Here is a 13,423-nt window from a genome sequence, read left to right on the forward strand (position 1 = left end):
GCGGCGGTTTGAAGGATGGTGATCGACGCATTGCGGCCTGCTCTGGCGCGCTGGGACGCCTGTGCACGCGCTGGAATGCCGGTGGGTGCGATGCGATGCCTGTGTAGGAGCGCGCTTGCGCGCGATGAGGCTTTATCGGTAACGCTCCGTCGCGCACAGGCACGCTCCTACGACAGCATCGGTTGGCGGCGGTTCGAAGGATGGTGATCGACGCATTAGGTTCGACGGTGGTGATCGATGCATTGCGGTGCGCTCTGGCGCGCCGAGACGCCTGTGTGCGCGCTGGAATGCCGGTGGGTGCGATGCGATGCCGGTGTAGGAGCGCGCTTGCGCGCGATGAGGCCTTCTCGGTANGTTTGAAGGATGGTGATCGACGCATTGCGGCCTGCTCTGGCGCGCTGGGACGCCTGTGCACGCGCTGGAATGCCGGTGGGTGCGATGCGATGCCGGTGTAGGAGCGCGCTTGCGCGCGATGAGGCCTTCTCGGTAACGCCCCATCGCGCGCAAGCGCGCTCCTACGACAGCGTTGGTTGGCGGCAGGTTCGATGGTGGTGATCGATGCATTGCGGTGCGCTCTGGCGCGCTGAGACGCCTGTGCACGCGCTGGAATGCCGGTGGGTGCGTTGCGATGCCTGTGTAGGAGCGCGCTTGCGCGCGATGAGGCCTTCTCGGTAACGCCCATCGCGCGTAAGCGCGCTCCTACGACAGCGTTGGTTGGAGGTTGGTGATCGTCGCATTGCGGCACGCTTTGGACGCTGCCAGGTGGGCGGCAGAGTGCCGCCATGCTTGGTGCCGCCCAATAGCTAACATGCTCACTGGCGCCCGACAGGTAAATCGCCGGTTTCCCGGGCGCTCGTTATTCCGCCACCGCACACTTGGCGCACAGGCCGTGCACTTCCAGGGTCTGCGCCTGCGGCTGGAAACCCAGCGCCTTGGCGCGCGCTTCCAGTTGCGCCACCACCTCGCGGTCCTCCAGCTCCACCGCGCTATGGCAACGGTCGCAGATCAGGAACGGTACCGAGTGCTGGGCGCTGTTGGGGTGGTGGCAGGCGACGAAGGCGTTGACCGATTCGAGCTTGTGCACGAAACCGTTGGCCATCAAAAAATCCAGCGCGCGGTACACCGTGGGCGGGGCGTCGGCGCCCACGCCCTTGCCTTCGCGCACCCAGTCCAGCAGTTCGTAGGCCTTGACCGGCTTGCCGGCATCGGCGATCAGCCGCAGCACGTTGGCGCGGATCGGCGTCAGCCGCAGGCCGCGCTCGCTGCAGGCGCGCTCCACGGCGCGCACGAAGCCGTTGGCATCGTCGACGTGGTGGTGCGGTTCGGTGCAGGCGTGGTCGTGTGCGTGGGTGTGCTTGGTCATACAGGCTCCGGCGTCAGGCCGCCCCGATCTTGATGAGTGCGGCATCGATGCGTTTCAAGGCGCCCTCGCGTCCGGCCAGGTACACCGTCTGCGAAATGTCCGGGCTGACCTGGGTGCCGGTGATGGCCACGCGCAGCGGCTGCTGTCTCTTATACACATCTCACTGCGCGGATGTCATGCCCACCCACCAGCAGTTCATCGATCGCTACTGCAAGGCGGCTGCGCCGCGTTGAGCNATACACATCTAGATGTGTATAAGAGACAGGCTTGAGGTGCTTCATCACCGCCGCTTCGTCGTAGGTTTCCAGCGGCTGGTACCAGACCACGGCTTTTTCGGCCATGTCCTTCAGCGTCTGCACGCGCTCGCGCAGCGCCACCACCACGTCGGCGGCGGCCGGGCCGGCGGCCACATCGATGCCGAGCCGGGCGAGCTGGTCTTCCAGCTGCGGGGCGATGCTGGCCGGGTCGTCGGTCTTGAGGTAATGCTGGTTGACCCAGCCCAGCTTGGCCATGTCCAGGCGCGCGGCCTTGGAATTGACGTCCTTGACGTCGAACAGGTCGAGCAGTTCCTGCCGGCTGAACAACTCCTGGTCGCCATGCGACCAGCCCAGGCGCGCCAGGTAGTTGATCAGCGCATGCGGCAGGTAGCCGGCGTCCTTGTACTGCATCACGTCGGCCGCGCCGGTGCGCTTGGACAGCTTGGCGCCCTGCTCGTCCAGGATCATCGGCATGTGCGCGAACGTCGGCACCGGTGCGCCCAGCGCCTGGTAGATGTTGATCTGGCGCGGGGTGTTGTTGATGTGGTCATCGCCGCGGATCACTTCGGTGATGCCCATGTCCCAGTCGTCCACCACCACCGCGAAGTTGTAGGTGGGAAAGCCGTCCGGGCGGAAGATCACCATGTCGTCGAGCTCGCTGTTGGCGATCTCGATGACGCCCTTGATCAGGTCGTCGAACACCACCGTGCCGCCGACCGGATTCTTGAAGCGGATGACCCGATTGGGGTCGTCGCGGTACGGCAGGTTCTGCTCGCGGGCGGCGCCGTTGTAGCGGGGCTTTTCCTGCCTGGCCATGGCGGCCTCGCGCATGGCGTCGAGCTCTTCACGGGTTTCGTAGGCGTAATAGGCCTTGCCCTGCGCCAGCAGCTGCTCGGCCACCTCCTGGTAGCGGGCCACGCGCTGGGTCTGGTAGATCGGGCCTTCGTCGTAGTCCAGGCCCAGCCAGTCCATCGCCTCCAGGATGGCGTCGATCGCGGCCTGGGTGCTGCGCTCACGGTCGGTGTCCTCGATGCGCAGCACGAACTGCCCGCCGCGACGGCGCGCCTCCAGCCAGCAATACAGCGCGGTGCGGGCGCCGCCGATGTGCAGGTAACCGGTGGGGCTGGGGGCAAAACGGGTGCGGCAGGTCATGGAGCGCTCGGCGAAACGGGGATCGTGCGATTTTACCTTGCGCAGCGCGGCCCTGCCCGGCCCGCCGGTTCAGCGGTTGCGCAACAGGTCGCCGTAGACCACGCAATCGCCACCGCTGCGCGCCGGGCCGGGGGCGTCGTACAGCACCAGCCAGCTGGGCGTGCCGCCGGCCAGCTGCCCGGGAAGATTGCAGATCGCCTCGGCGCGGTCGCTGTCGGTGCCATGCGGCAACACCGCCGATTCCAGCAGCGCGTGCTGAAAGCGCACCGGCGCCTGGTTGGCGGCCAGGACGCTGCGCGCATCCGGCCATTTGAACAGGCGGATCTCGCCGTTCAACACCATGGTCGGGCCGGCCAGCAGGTACAGGTCGTCGCCGGAGTAATGCAGGTCGCGGATGCCCAGGCCGCCCAATTGCAGGAAGTGCTTGCGCAGCAGCGTGCCGTCCTCGTCCAGCGGCGCCAGCCGCAGGTGGTCGCCATGCGCCTGGACGCGGATCTCCAGCAGCGCCGACCAGCCGCGCAGCACCGGCCCGCGCAGGCCCAGCAGCAGGCGCTCGCCGTCCACCACGATGCCTTCGATGTCGAAGCCGTTGTCCTTGCCGGGAATCTTCATGAACGGGCCGACATGCGGATCGTCGGCCAGCAGCTCGGTGAGCTGGTTGTGCCTGGCATCGCCCTTGAGCCGCAGCGCGCGGCGGCCGTCGGCGGCTTCGCGCACCAGGCGCGGGGTACCGTCGGCGTCGCGCTCGATCGGCAGGCAGGCCAGCAGGCGGCGGTTGGCGTCGAGCTTGAGCTTGGTCAGGCGCTTGGCGTTGTCGGCATCGTCGCGACCGCGCTTGGCGTTCTTGCGCTTGAGCCCATGCGAGCCGACCACCCACAGCAAGCCATCCGACAGCGCCATGCCTTCCAGGTCCGCCTCCTCGGCGGCCTCGCCGGGCAGGTCCAGCAGCTCGGCCAGCGCAAAGCTCTGCCCCTGGCCGAAGCGCAACGTCTCGCGCTGCACGGGCTCGAGCCTGCGCAGCCGGTCCACCGCGCAGGCTTCGTCGCCGGCCACCCACAGCCAGTCGTCGGTAAAGGCCGCGCCGGACAGATTGCTGTGCACCAGCGCGCCGGGCGCGAACTCGAGACGGACGCTGTGCGGAATCAGGGTTTTGGTGGCCATGGGAACCTGGTGGGTGGTGGTGCAGGGAAGGCGCGTGGCCGAGACACCGGAGTGCTGCCTCGTCGGGGCGCGCGCAGAACGTTGGAGCGTACAGCGGGCAGCTGCCATCGCGAGCACCGACCGCGCGTGCCTGGCGATGGGCATGCTCGGCTGACGGACGCGTCCTATCCGTCGAAGGCGGCCACGCTGGCGCGCGCGAGGTGAGCGCCCGACTGCCCGTGCCAATCGCGGTCGTTGGCAACCTGGGCCTGCGCGCGGCTGGCCTCGAAGGCGGCGAAGTCCAGCTCCGCATACGCCCACACGGCACTGCCCCGGGTCTGCGCCAGCACGCCGTCGGCCGGGAAGCCGACATCCATCGGGGCGAACACCGCCGCTTCGCCGGTGTTGACGTCCAGCGCCGGGCTCCACGGCGCCTCGCCGGCGGTGACCGATTGCGCGACGAACACGCGGTTTTCCAGCGCGCGCGCCAGGCAGCCCACGCGCACCCGCATCGCGCCGGCGGCGGTGTCGGTGCAGCTGGGCACGATCAGCAGCCGTGCGCCGGCTTCGTACTGCGCGCGCACCGGCAGCGGGAACTCGCTGTCGTAGCAGATCGCGATCGCCGCACGCACGCCATCCAGCTCGAACACCTTCAGCGCATCGCCCGGCTCGATCAGCCCGGTGGCCTTTTCGAAGCCGGTCAGCTGCAGCTTGTCCTGCCAGCCGTGCCGGCCGTCGGGCGTGAACCAGTCGCTGCGGTTGCGGTAGCGGCCCTGGCCCAGATCCAGCAGGAAGCTGCCGGCAACCAGGTGCAGCCGATGCTGGCGCGCCAGGCCGGCAAACAGCTCCAGCCACGGCGCACGCAGCGCCTGGATCGCCGCCAGCGACTCGGGCAAGCCGGCAGACACCTGCGTGCCGAAGGTCGCGCCCAGCTCCAGCGACAGGTATTCCGGCAGCACCAGCAGGCGCGCGCCGGCGGCAGCGGCCTCCCCCACCAGCGCGGACTGGCGTGCGGCAAAGGCGGCGAAGTCGGCGGGTTTGCCGATCGGATATTTGGCGACGGCAATTTTCATCTGGCGGCCCGGTTGCGGTGGATCGGAAGAAGCAAGGTGGCGCTACGCTCGCCGGCAGTCACGACGACAGCGCCCGCGTCCACACACGCAAGCTGTGGTCGATCTCGCCGCGTTGCAACTCCGCCCACCCCAGCTGCACGCGCATGTCCGGTTGCGGTGCATAGCCGCGTTTGCGCCAGAACACGTCGTTGGAACGGTAATCGGCCGGCCTGCGCGGATCGTCGGGCGCACGTTCCACCGAGCAGAACGCGGTGAGCGCGAAGCGGCCCAGCGCGCGTGCATGCGCCTCGCGCCGGTCGAAGAAGGCGTGGCCGATGCCCTGCCCGCGATACGCCGGCAGCAGCACCGATTCACCGAAATAGAACACGCTGGCCGGGTCGATGCCGGCCGCGCGGAACGGCGCGTGGAAGGCTTCGCTGTCATCGCGCAGCGGCAGCCCGGTGGACGCACCGACCACCGCATCGCCCTCGCGCGCCAGCACGAACACGCTGTCCGGCGAGGCCGCGTAGGCCGCCAGGTAATCGCGTTCGTAGCCGGCGTCGCCCTCGTACAGGTAGGGCCATGCAGCGAAGACCGCGATACGCAACTGCGCCAGCGCATCCAGATAGGGCAACACCGCAGTGCCGCGCACGGTTTCGATGGTGATGGAGGTCGCGGTCATGCCGGCCATGGTAAGCCAGCCAGGTCGAGCGTGATGCTGCGCTGACGCGCCTCAGCGCAACCAGCGGTGGTGACCTGCTGCCGTGCGCAACGGCTGCTGCCACAGCAACCACACGGCCGCATCGTCCTGGGCCACCAGCACTCCAAGCAGCGCGTCGGTACTGCGCGCCCAGCAACTGCCATTGCTCAGGCGTTGCCAGGGCCCATACCCGCGGCCCCCGGGGCCGACTGGCTGCGCTTGCCGCAACGCCTGCAACAACGCATATCCGTGCGTGCGCAGTGCCTGCGCGATATCCGGATGCAGGCGCAGGCCGATCACCCCGCGGCGTCCGTCCCGGCACAAGGGCAAGGCCGACAACGGCGAAGCTTCCCAGGCCTGCGGCAGCGCTGCGGGAAGCAGCGCCACCGTGGCGATCCCGGCGGGCAGCAAGCGCTGCGCCCGCCGGTGCAGCCGTGCGTGAGCCAACATGCCGGCCTCAGCGCAGGCTGTTGCCAAGCTCGTACCAATCGAGCTTGCGGGTCACCCACATGATGCTGGCCAGGATGCCGAACAGCAGCAGCGATCCCATCAGCAGCGCGTTGTCTTCGGAGATCAACAGGCTGTAGAGCACCCCGTACAACGCAGTGAGCATCACCGAGAACCCGGCTGCGCGCGCCCAGCTGCGCAACACCCCGGACAGGTAGAACAACTGCAGGCCGATGCACGCCGCGGCCGAGACCAGGTACGCCTGCCAGAACGCGATGTGCTCGGACAGGCTCAGCAGCAGCAGGAAGAAGATCGCCAGCGCCAGGCCCACCAGCAGGTATTGCAGCGGATGGATCGGCAGACGCTTGATCAGCTCGAACAACACGAACGCCACAAAGGTCAGCACCACGAACAGGATGCCGTACTTGCTGGCGCGGTCGGCCTGGGTGTACACGTCCACCGGGTCGACCAGCTGCACTTGCAGCATGTCCAGCGACGACTGGCTGGACTGCAGCTGGGTCTGCGCACCGCTGGCCAGCGAGGACAACGACCAGCTCGCATCGAAACCGCGCGCGCCGATGGTCGGCGCATTCGGCAGGAAGCGCCCGCCGAAGGACGGGTGCGGCCAGGCCGAGCGCAGCGCGATGTCGTTGTTGTCGGCGATCGGTGCGATCGCCAGGCTGCGGGTGCCGTCCAGCACGAAGGACATCTCCACCAGGTTGCCCTCGCCCAGGGTACCGGCCAGCGCATCGCCCAGCGGCTGCAGATCGGCGTGGATACCGGCCAAGCGCTCCGCCAGGCCGCCTGCCCCGCTTTCCAGCGGCAGCGTACGGCCATCCACCCGCAGGCTCGGCGTGCCGACCAGGCCACGCACATCGGAAATGCCCACCGCCAGATGCGGCTGCCCATAGCGGCGACCGTCCACGGCCGGATAGGCAAACGGGTCGAACTCCGCCTTGAGCCTGGCCTTCCACGCATACACCTGCACGCGGAACAGGCCGATCTTGCGCTCGGACGGGACCAGCTCGCCGCTCAGGCTGAGCGTGCGCGGGGTCTGCAGCAACTGGCCGTCGCGCTTGCGCCAGACCTTGCGCGGATTGCCCTGCTCGTCGGCCTCGGTGACCTGCACGTCTTCGACATACGGCAGCACCCGCACCGGCGCGATGAAGCGCTGCTCGCCGGCCTTGCTCTGCGCCACCCGCTCCACCGCCTCGTCGCGGTAACGCGCACGGTCCTGCACGGTGCCGCGGATCAACAGCAACGGAATCAGCAGCAACAGGATCAGTCCGCCAATGGTGGCGAAGCGCAACAACAGTGTCAGGGATTTCATCGACCTTCCTCAGTCTGGGAGGTCGCCAGGGTGCGATGGGCCGGTGTCGGGGGTTTGAGGCGAATTTGAAGCGAATGTGAAGTGGGCGATCGAACGGCGGGGCGGTCGTGCCGGGCCAGGCCTGGATCAGCCAGCAGGCAGCCGCAGCGTGGCCAGCGCACCGCCGCCCTCGCGGTTGCCCAGTGTCGCCTCGCCGCCATGCAGGCGCGCCACTTCGCGCACGAACGGCAGGCCGAGCCCGGAGCTGCGTTGCCCGGTCTGCGGGCGGGCCAGCGAATAGAAACGCTCGAACACCCGTTCCAGTGCGTAGTCCGGCACGCCGCTGCCGCGGTCTTCGACCGACCACTGCAGGTGCCCGGCGTGTACCTGCGTGCGCAACTGCACGGTGCTGCCTGCCGGCGAAAACGCGATGGCATTTTCCAGCAGGTTGATCAGCGCCTGACGCAGCAGGAATCCGTCGCCGAGGACGTACTGCTCGCGCGCCGCTGCGGATGTGGCATCGCTGTCCAGCAGCACGCCGGCCGCCACCGCGCGTGGCAGCACCGCATCCATGGCCGCCTGCAGCAAGCCGGCCACCGCGATGCGCTCGCGCTTTTGTAGCCAGCCATGTTGCTCCACCTCGGCCAGCGCCAGCAGCTTGTCGATGGTTTCGGTCAGGCGCAGCTCCTGCGCGCGGATGCTGGCGACGAAGTGCTGGCGATCGGCCTCCGGCAGTGGCTCGGTCAACAACTCGGACGCGCCACGGATTGCCGCCAGCGGGCTCTTCATCTCGTGCGTCAGCGACTGCACGTACTGCTCCACGTAGGCCTTGCCTTCGAGCTTGCGCCGCATGCGTTCCAGCGCCTGGCCCAGGTCGCCGATTTCATCGCCGCGCGGCTTGGGCGGCGGCACCGGCATGCCCGCGCTCACCGCCTGCGCGTAGCGATTGAGCCGGCCGATGCCGCGCATCAGCCACCAGGTCATGCCGATGCCGATCAGCGCGGAAATGCCGATCAGCCAGGCCCCGCGCTGCAGGATGTTGCGCTGGCTGGCCTCGATGAACGGGTCGATGCTGCGATTGGGCTGCGCCAGCGTCAGCACGCCGATCAACGTGCCCGGCTCATTCGGCGCATAGATCGGCGCGGCCACATGCATCACCGTGGCGGCCGGGTCGCCATCGACCTCGGGGCTGGAACGCGCGCCGTATTCGCCGCGCAAGGTGCGATAGACATCGTTCCAGCGCGAATTGTCGCGGCCCACGTCGCGGCCCAGCGAATCGAACACCACCACCCCGCGCGCGTCGGTCACGGTGACGCGGTAGGCCACATCGTTCTTGCGGAACCGCCACACCCAGGCCTTGGGATCGCGCCGCTGCGCCTGCGCCACGTTGCGCGCAAAGCTGCCACTGGCAATGCTGCCGGCCGCCAGCTCGCCGCTGGCCATTTCCGCCAGCACGTTGGCCGCATCCACCAGCGTGGATTCCATCGCCTGGCGCACGCCCGGCTTGACCTCGTTGACGAACACCCGCATCACGAAGAACGCGGCCAGCCCGACGATCAGAAAGAAGCCCAGGAACAGCTTGAGACCGAGCCGCATCTCAGGCCCCGGCCCGGAGAGCAACGCCACGCCTGCGCTCGCCCATGGCTACAGCTCCAGCGCGTAGCCGAGGCCACGGTGGGTGCGGATCGGGTCGGCCGGCACGCCGGCCTGGCGCAACTTGCCGCGCAGCGTCTTGATGTGGGTATCGACGGTGCGGTCGGCGCTGTCGGCGCTGGCGTCCCAGCCGCGGTCCATCAGCTGCGCGCGGCTCAGGATCGCGCCGGGGCGCTGCAACAGCGCCGACAGCAGCGCGTACTCGTAGCGGGTCAGCGGCAGCAGCGCATCGCCGTAACGGATACGGCTGCCCTCGCGATCGATCGCAAACGCGCCATGCGGCTGCCAGCCCGGCTCCGCCACGGCCGCCGGGTTGCGACGACGCAACCGCGCGCGCACCCGCGCCACCAGCTCGCGCGGGGAGAACGGCTTGGCCATGTAGTCGTCGGCGCCCAGCTCCAGGCCGAGCACGCGGTCGATCTCGTCATTGCGCGCGGTCAGGAAGATCACCGGCACATCGCTGAAACCGCGCAGCGTGCGGCACACCTCGAAGCCGTTGATGTCCGGCAAACCCACGTCCAGCACCACCACATCGGCCGGGTCCGCGCGCAGCCGCGCCAGCGCGTCGCGGCCCAGCAGGCAATGCTCGGGCGCATAGCCTTCGCTGCGCAGCGCGTACAGCACGGTATCGGCAATGGCGGCTTCGTCTTCGACGACGAGCACGCGGGCGGGGGACTCGGACATGGCGCGCAGCATAGCCGCATGCGGGCGCGGCCCGTACACTGCCGCGATGAACTATCGCCACGCCTTCCATGCCGGCAACCATGCCGACGTGCTCAAGCACATCGCCTTGCTGGCGCTGATCGACACCCTCAAGCGCAAGGACACCCCGTTCTTCGTGCTCGATACCCATGCCGGACGCGGGCGCTACCAGCTCGGCGGCGAAGAGAGCCGCAAGACCAACGAGGCCGATGCCGGGGTGATGCGGCTGATGGCCGAGTCGACCCTGCCCGAGGTGGTGGAACGCTATCTACGCGCGGTACAGGCCGACAACCAGAGCGTGGTCCGCCCGGCCACGCCCGGCCAGAAGCCGGCGCGCCCCACCGCCGGCATCCAGATCAACCACTACCCCGGCTCGCCGCTGCTGGCGGCGCAGGCGCTGCGTGAGCAGGACCGCATGGCGTTCTGCGAGTTGCAGCCGGAGGAGGCCGAGGCGCTCAAGCGCCTGTTCGCCAGGGACAGCCGCGTGCGCGTGCATGCCGGCGATGGCTACGAGGCGATTCGTGCATTCGTGCCGCCGCGTGCGGGCGAGACCAGGATCGGCCGCGGACTGGTGCTGATCGACCCGCCGTACGAAGCCCAGGACGCCGAGTACCCGCAGGTCATCCACAGCGTGCGCGAGACCCTGGCGCGCTGGCCGCAGGCGATCTGCATGGTGTGGTACCCGATCAAGCTGCGCCGCAGCCTGCAGCCCTTCATGCGCAAGGCCGCCACGCTGCCGGCCAAGTCGGTGCTGGTGGCCGAGCTGCAGGTGCTCCCGGACGACTCACCGCTGCGCCTGACCGGCAGCGGACTGCTGATCGTCAATGCGCCGTGGCAGTTCGACCAGATGCTGGCGCCCGCGCTGCCGGTGCTGAAGCAGCACCTCGGCCAGGCCGGTGCCTCGACCCGGCTGGAGTGGCTGCGCCAGGACGCCTGAGTCGCCGCTGCCAGGCGGCCCGTCGTACCGGCGAAGGCCGCTGCATACTCACGACTGGATCACGGTATCGCTCGGTACAGTGGTGAGGGAAGCACTGCCACCCCTCTGATGGCCCCTGGCGGCGCACCGGATTCATTCACGGTTGTGCGCTGGGCTGGTGCCAGAATCTTCCGATCTTCAAGGAACACCGGTCATGGCCATTCGCAATCGCATGCCTCCCTGGCATGAAAACTTCAGCCTGCCCAATGGCCGCACGCTGCTGCTCCGCCCGATCCGTCCGGAGGACGGTCCGCCGCTGCAGGGCGCTTTCAGCCTGTTGGGACCGGAGGAAATCCGCGCACGCTTCGTGCGGTCCTCCGCCGAAATCACCCCGGAGATGGTGCAGCGCCTGACCCATCCCAACCCCAAGAGCGAAATCGTGCTGGTGGCCGCCGAGCAGCTGCCGCCGGGTGAAGCGCTGGTGGGCGCGGTGGCGCGTGCGGCGCTGGTGCCGGGCACCCGCCAGGCCGAGTACACCATCCTGGTCAGCAGCTTCGTCGCCGGCCAGGGCCTGGGACGGCAGTTGATGCGCAAGCTGGTCAAATGGGCACGGCGCAAATACCTGGACTGCCTGTTCGGCGACGTACTGCAGAGCAATGTGCCGATGCTGCAGCTGGCCGAGTCGCTGGGCTTCAAGCCACAGCCGCATCCGGATTCGCCCGAGCTGGTGCGCATGGTGCTGGAGCTGGATGCCTGAGGGGCCGGGATTCGGGACTGGTGATCAGGGATTCGTGAAGCGGCTTGGGGCGGTTGCCTGGTTGCAGGGGCCTTGCCCGCCCACCCTCGCGGGACACGGCGGGCGTCATGCACCCTGCGCCTGGTAGGGTCCGGGCCAACATGAGATCCGCTGCATGTCGAACCTGAGCGGACCGTGGATCAACCGGCGGCCGGATTCGTCACGCACTTCATAGCGGACATTGGGATTTCCGCTGAAGGGTATATCCCATAGATCTGCCTGATCTTCCGAAGTTTCTAGTTGGTCCGCGATGACGGTGTCGGGATTTCGGAATTTTTCAGCGAAGTATTGTTCGCGTATCGACGGGTATTTACTGCGTCGGATAGCCTCCTGGCTCAGCGCCCCTTCGATGTTCAGGGCCGGCAGAACGGTGCCGGCCGGTTTGGTGTACCAGAGCGGTGCTCCGCTCAGCAGCGCCTGGTGCATGGGGAGTGCATCCTGGACAAGCGTGGGTGAGGCGAAAGGCGCCCACGCATCCACCACGATATCCTGTTCTGACGTCTGCCCCCGGATCACCACGAACACGTGGTCTTCTCCGCCCACCATGTCTATGGTGCAGTCCCTCAGCGCAGGATTCTGCGAGAGAAATTGGTACGTCAAGGCAGCTTGCGCTTCGCAGTCGCCACCCTGCGACTGGATTGCGACGAAGGCGCGGGCCGCCGGATTCTGCGCCACTGTACGCGACAGCGAAGAGCGGAGCACACTTTCCCCGCCGGTTGCTGCGATGTCCTTGATCTGGTTGCCAGCCCCGTAGGGAAGAAGCGCCTTGACCAGGTCGATGGCCTCGCGTGCCGCTGCCAGATTGGCGGCAACTGCGGGTGTGATCACCCGCAAGCGTGGGGTCGTGTCCGGCAGCTGCGTCTTGACCATTGGATGCCTGGTGGAGAGTGCGTTGAGCTGATCCAGGTGGCTCGACGAAAGCTCGATCATCTGGTCAGACCGCAGTAGCCCGGGGATCAACTCCTGGCCCGGTGCCAGAGTCATCGTATCGGTGCCGGATGCATCGGCTGCAAGGCATATGTGGAACTGGTGCCCGCCTTGTTGTGCGGGCAGGGTGAATGCCGACGAACGGGTCACCGCGGCTGCAGTGTCGAGCAGGCTTGTCCTGGCAGCCCGCGCATGCGGGAGGTTGGCATCGATCCAGGCCCTGGGTTGGGGGGCTTTGCTCGACGCCCCTTCCGCCATCCATTCCCGCATCCTGCTGAACATGGAGGGCTGCGGCGGCGGCGGCTCGTGGGCGGACACGTGGCCGGTCCGGGGGCGACTACCTGCATTGGCACTCTGACGCCTCGGACTTCCTTCTGCCAGGGCAGCCAAGGCAACCAGGGCAGGTGATGCACTTTCGCCGGACGCCGCTCCTTGACGCGATGGGCTGGAGGTGGCTGCTTCATTCGCGCCATCGTGCTGGGGCGTGCTTGAGTGGAAGAGCGCGGTCAATTTCTTCATGTGACTGTCTCCTGCTGAAAAACATCTGCCGCGCGGCGTAAATTCACCGATTGATACGCAAGATAGCGCCGGATGCGAATGTGTCTGCCTGCTGCACGAAAGCGTTGGGCCATGTGCGAACCCAGGCACGATCGGCAGTTTCTTCGGCCTGCCCGGGCTGCTGGTGGAGCTGCCGTTGACCACCACGCTGATGCTGCGTTCGATCGCCGACATCGCCCGCGCCGAGGGCGAGCGGCTGGACGATGTTTGCTTCGGCGATGCGGCGGACTGTTGCGCCTGACCACGGTGGCGGTGACACCTCGTCGAGGCGCTTGCAGTCATGAACGCTGGCCCCGGTCACGACGAGCGACAACGGGACTCCCGGGCCGTCCACCACCAGATCGTCCAACCGGTTGCTTGCCAAGGGTTGCCCGGTACAAGCATGTCGCTACGTAAGGCAGGGCTCTGCGGCGCGCGCGTGCAGGCGGGCCAAGGCCGGCTTTCACGCCGG

At 67.9% G+C, this 13,423-nt stretch carries 11 protein-coding genes and 4 pseudogenes; 3 read left to right on the top strand and 12 right to left on the bottom strand.

Translation table 11 applies throughout. The features are described from left to right. Nucleotides 1-856 precede the first annotated feature (856 nt). From C0541_RS08030 to creB, 10 genes and pseudogenes are all read right to left on the bottom strand, one after another. A complete protein-coding gene (locus tag C0541_RS08030) occupies nucleotides 857-1,363 on the bottom strand; it encodes a transcriptional repressor (protein WP_115047450.1) in 507 nt (168 codons plus the stop codon). A gap of 13 nt (nucleotides 1,364-1,376) precedes the next feature. Further along, nucleotides 1,377-1,514: pseudogene (locus C0541_RS21660) on the bottom strand (hypothetical protein); the annotation flags it as partial. A gap of 115 nt (nucleotides 1,515-1,629) precedes the next feature. Beyond that, nucleotides 1,630-2,772 (bottom strand): annotated as a pseudogene (gene gltX / locus C0541_RS08035) (glutamate--tRNA ligase); the annotation flags it as partial. A gap of 69 nt (nucleotides 2,773-2,841) precedes the next feature. Beyond that, complete coding sequence (locus tag C0541_RS08040) at nucleotides 2,842-3,933, bottom strand: DUF3616 domain-containing protein (protein WP_115047452.1); 1,092 nt, start codon at nucleotides 3,931-3,933, stop codon at nucleotides 2,842-2,844. Between the two features lie 164 nt (nucleotides 3,934-4,097). Further along, nucleotides 4,098-4,985, bottom strand: a complete 888-nt coding sequence (locus C0541_RS08045; RefSeq protein ID WP_115047454.1) for a carbon-nitrogen hydrolase family protein — start codon at nucleotides 4,983-4,985, stop codon at nucleotides 4,098-4,100. A 58-nt stretch (nucleotides 4,986-5,043) separates the two neighbouring features. After that, on the bottom strand, nucleotides 5,044-5,655 hold the full coding sequence (locus tag C0541_RS08050) for a GNAT family N-acetyltransferase (RefSeq protein ID WP_115047456.1): 612 nt from the start codon (nucleotides 5,653-5,655) through the stop codon (nucleotides 5,044-5,046). A 42-nt stretch (nucleotides 5,656-5,697) separates the two neighbouring features. Continuing rightward, nucleotides 5,698-6,114: a hypothetical protein gene (locus tag C0541_RS08055; RefSeq protein ID WP_115047459.1), complete on the bottom strand. Its 417-nt coding sequence runs from the start codon at nucleotides 6,112-6,114 to the stop codon at nucleotides 5,698-5,700. Between the two features lie 7 nt (nucleotides 6,115-6,121). Next, on the bottom strand, nucleotides 6,122-7,441 hold the full coding sequence (creD, locus tag C0541_RS08060; protein WP_115047461.1) for a cell envelope integrity protein CreD: 1,320 nt from the start codon (nucleotides 7,439-7,441) through the stop codon (nucleotides 6,122-6,124). Between the two features lie 126 nt (nucleotides 7,442-7,567). Further along, nucleotides 7,568-9,016, bottom strand: a complete 1,449-nt coding sequence (creC, locus tag C0541_RS08065; RefSeq protein ID WP_115047463.1) for a two-component system sensor histidine kinase CreC — start codon at nucleotides 9,014-9,016, stop codon at nucleotides 7,568-7,570. A 48-nt stretch (nucleotides 9,017-9,064) separates the two neighbouring features. Further along, a complete protein-coding gene (gene creB / locus C0541_RS08070) occupies nucleotides 9,065-9,769 on the bottom strand; it encodes a two-component system response regulator CreB (RefSeq protein ID WP_193725896.1) in 705 nt (234 codons plus the stop codon). Nucleotides 9,770-9,803: 34 nt separating this feature from the next. Here creB and C0541_RS08075 point away from each other — a divergent pair, with 34 nt between their 5' ends. Continuing rightward, on the top strand, nucleotides 9,804-10,712 hold the full coding sequence (locus tag C0541_RS08075; protein ID WP_115047465.1) for a 23S rRNA (adenine(2030)-N(6))-methyltransferase RlmJ: 909 nt from the start codon (nucleotides 9,804-9,806) through the stop codon (nucleotides 10,710-10,712). 193 nt (nucleotides 10,713-10,905) lie between these two features. Continuing rightward, entirely contained in the window at nucleotides 10,906-11,448 is a 543-nt protein-coding gene (locus C0541_RS08080; protein WP_024939889.1) for a GNAT family N-acetyltransferase, read from the top strand. Nucleotides 11,449-11,553: 105 nt separating this feature from the next. Here the strand turns inward: C0541_RS08080 and C0541_RS08085 are convergent, their stop codons facing one another. After that, nucleotides 11,554-12,933 (bottom strand): Hrp-dependent type III effector protein, encoded by a 1,380-nt coding sequence (locus C0541_RS08085; RefSeq protein WP_238601288.1) that lies wholly within the window; start codon nucleotides 12,931-12,933, stop codon nucleotides 11,554-11,556. Nucleotides 12,934-13,057: 124 nt separating this feature from the next. On the opposite strand from C0541_RS08085, the pseudogene C0541_RS08090 reads away from it, so the two are divergent. Next, nucleotides 13,058-13,177, top strand: a pseudogene (locus C0541_RS08090) (EcsC family protein); the annotation flags it as partial. Here C0541_RS08090 and C0541_RS21290 read toward each other — a convergent pair. Next, nucleotides 13,149-13,312: pseudogene (locus C0541_RS21290) on the bottom strand (IS5/IS1182 family transposase); the annotation flags it as partial. The pseudogenes C0541_RS08090 and C0541_RS21290 overlap by 29 nt on opposite strands. Between the last annotated feature and the right edge of the window lie 111 nt (nucleotides 13,313-13,423).

It is taken from the genome of Xanthomonas arboricola (assembly GCF_003353015.1).
In the GTDB taxonomy this organism is placed as follows: Bacteria; Pseudomonadota; Gammaproteobacteria; order Xanthomonadales; family Xanthomonadaceae; genus Xanthomonas; species Xanthomonas arboricola_E.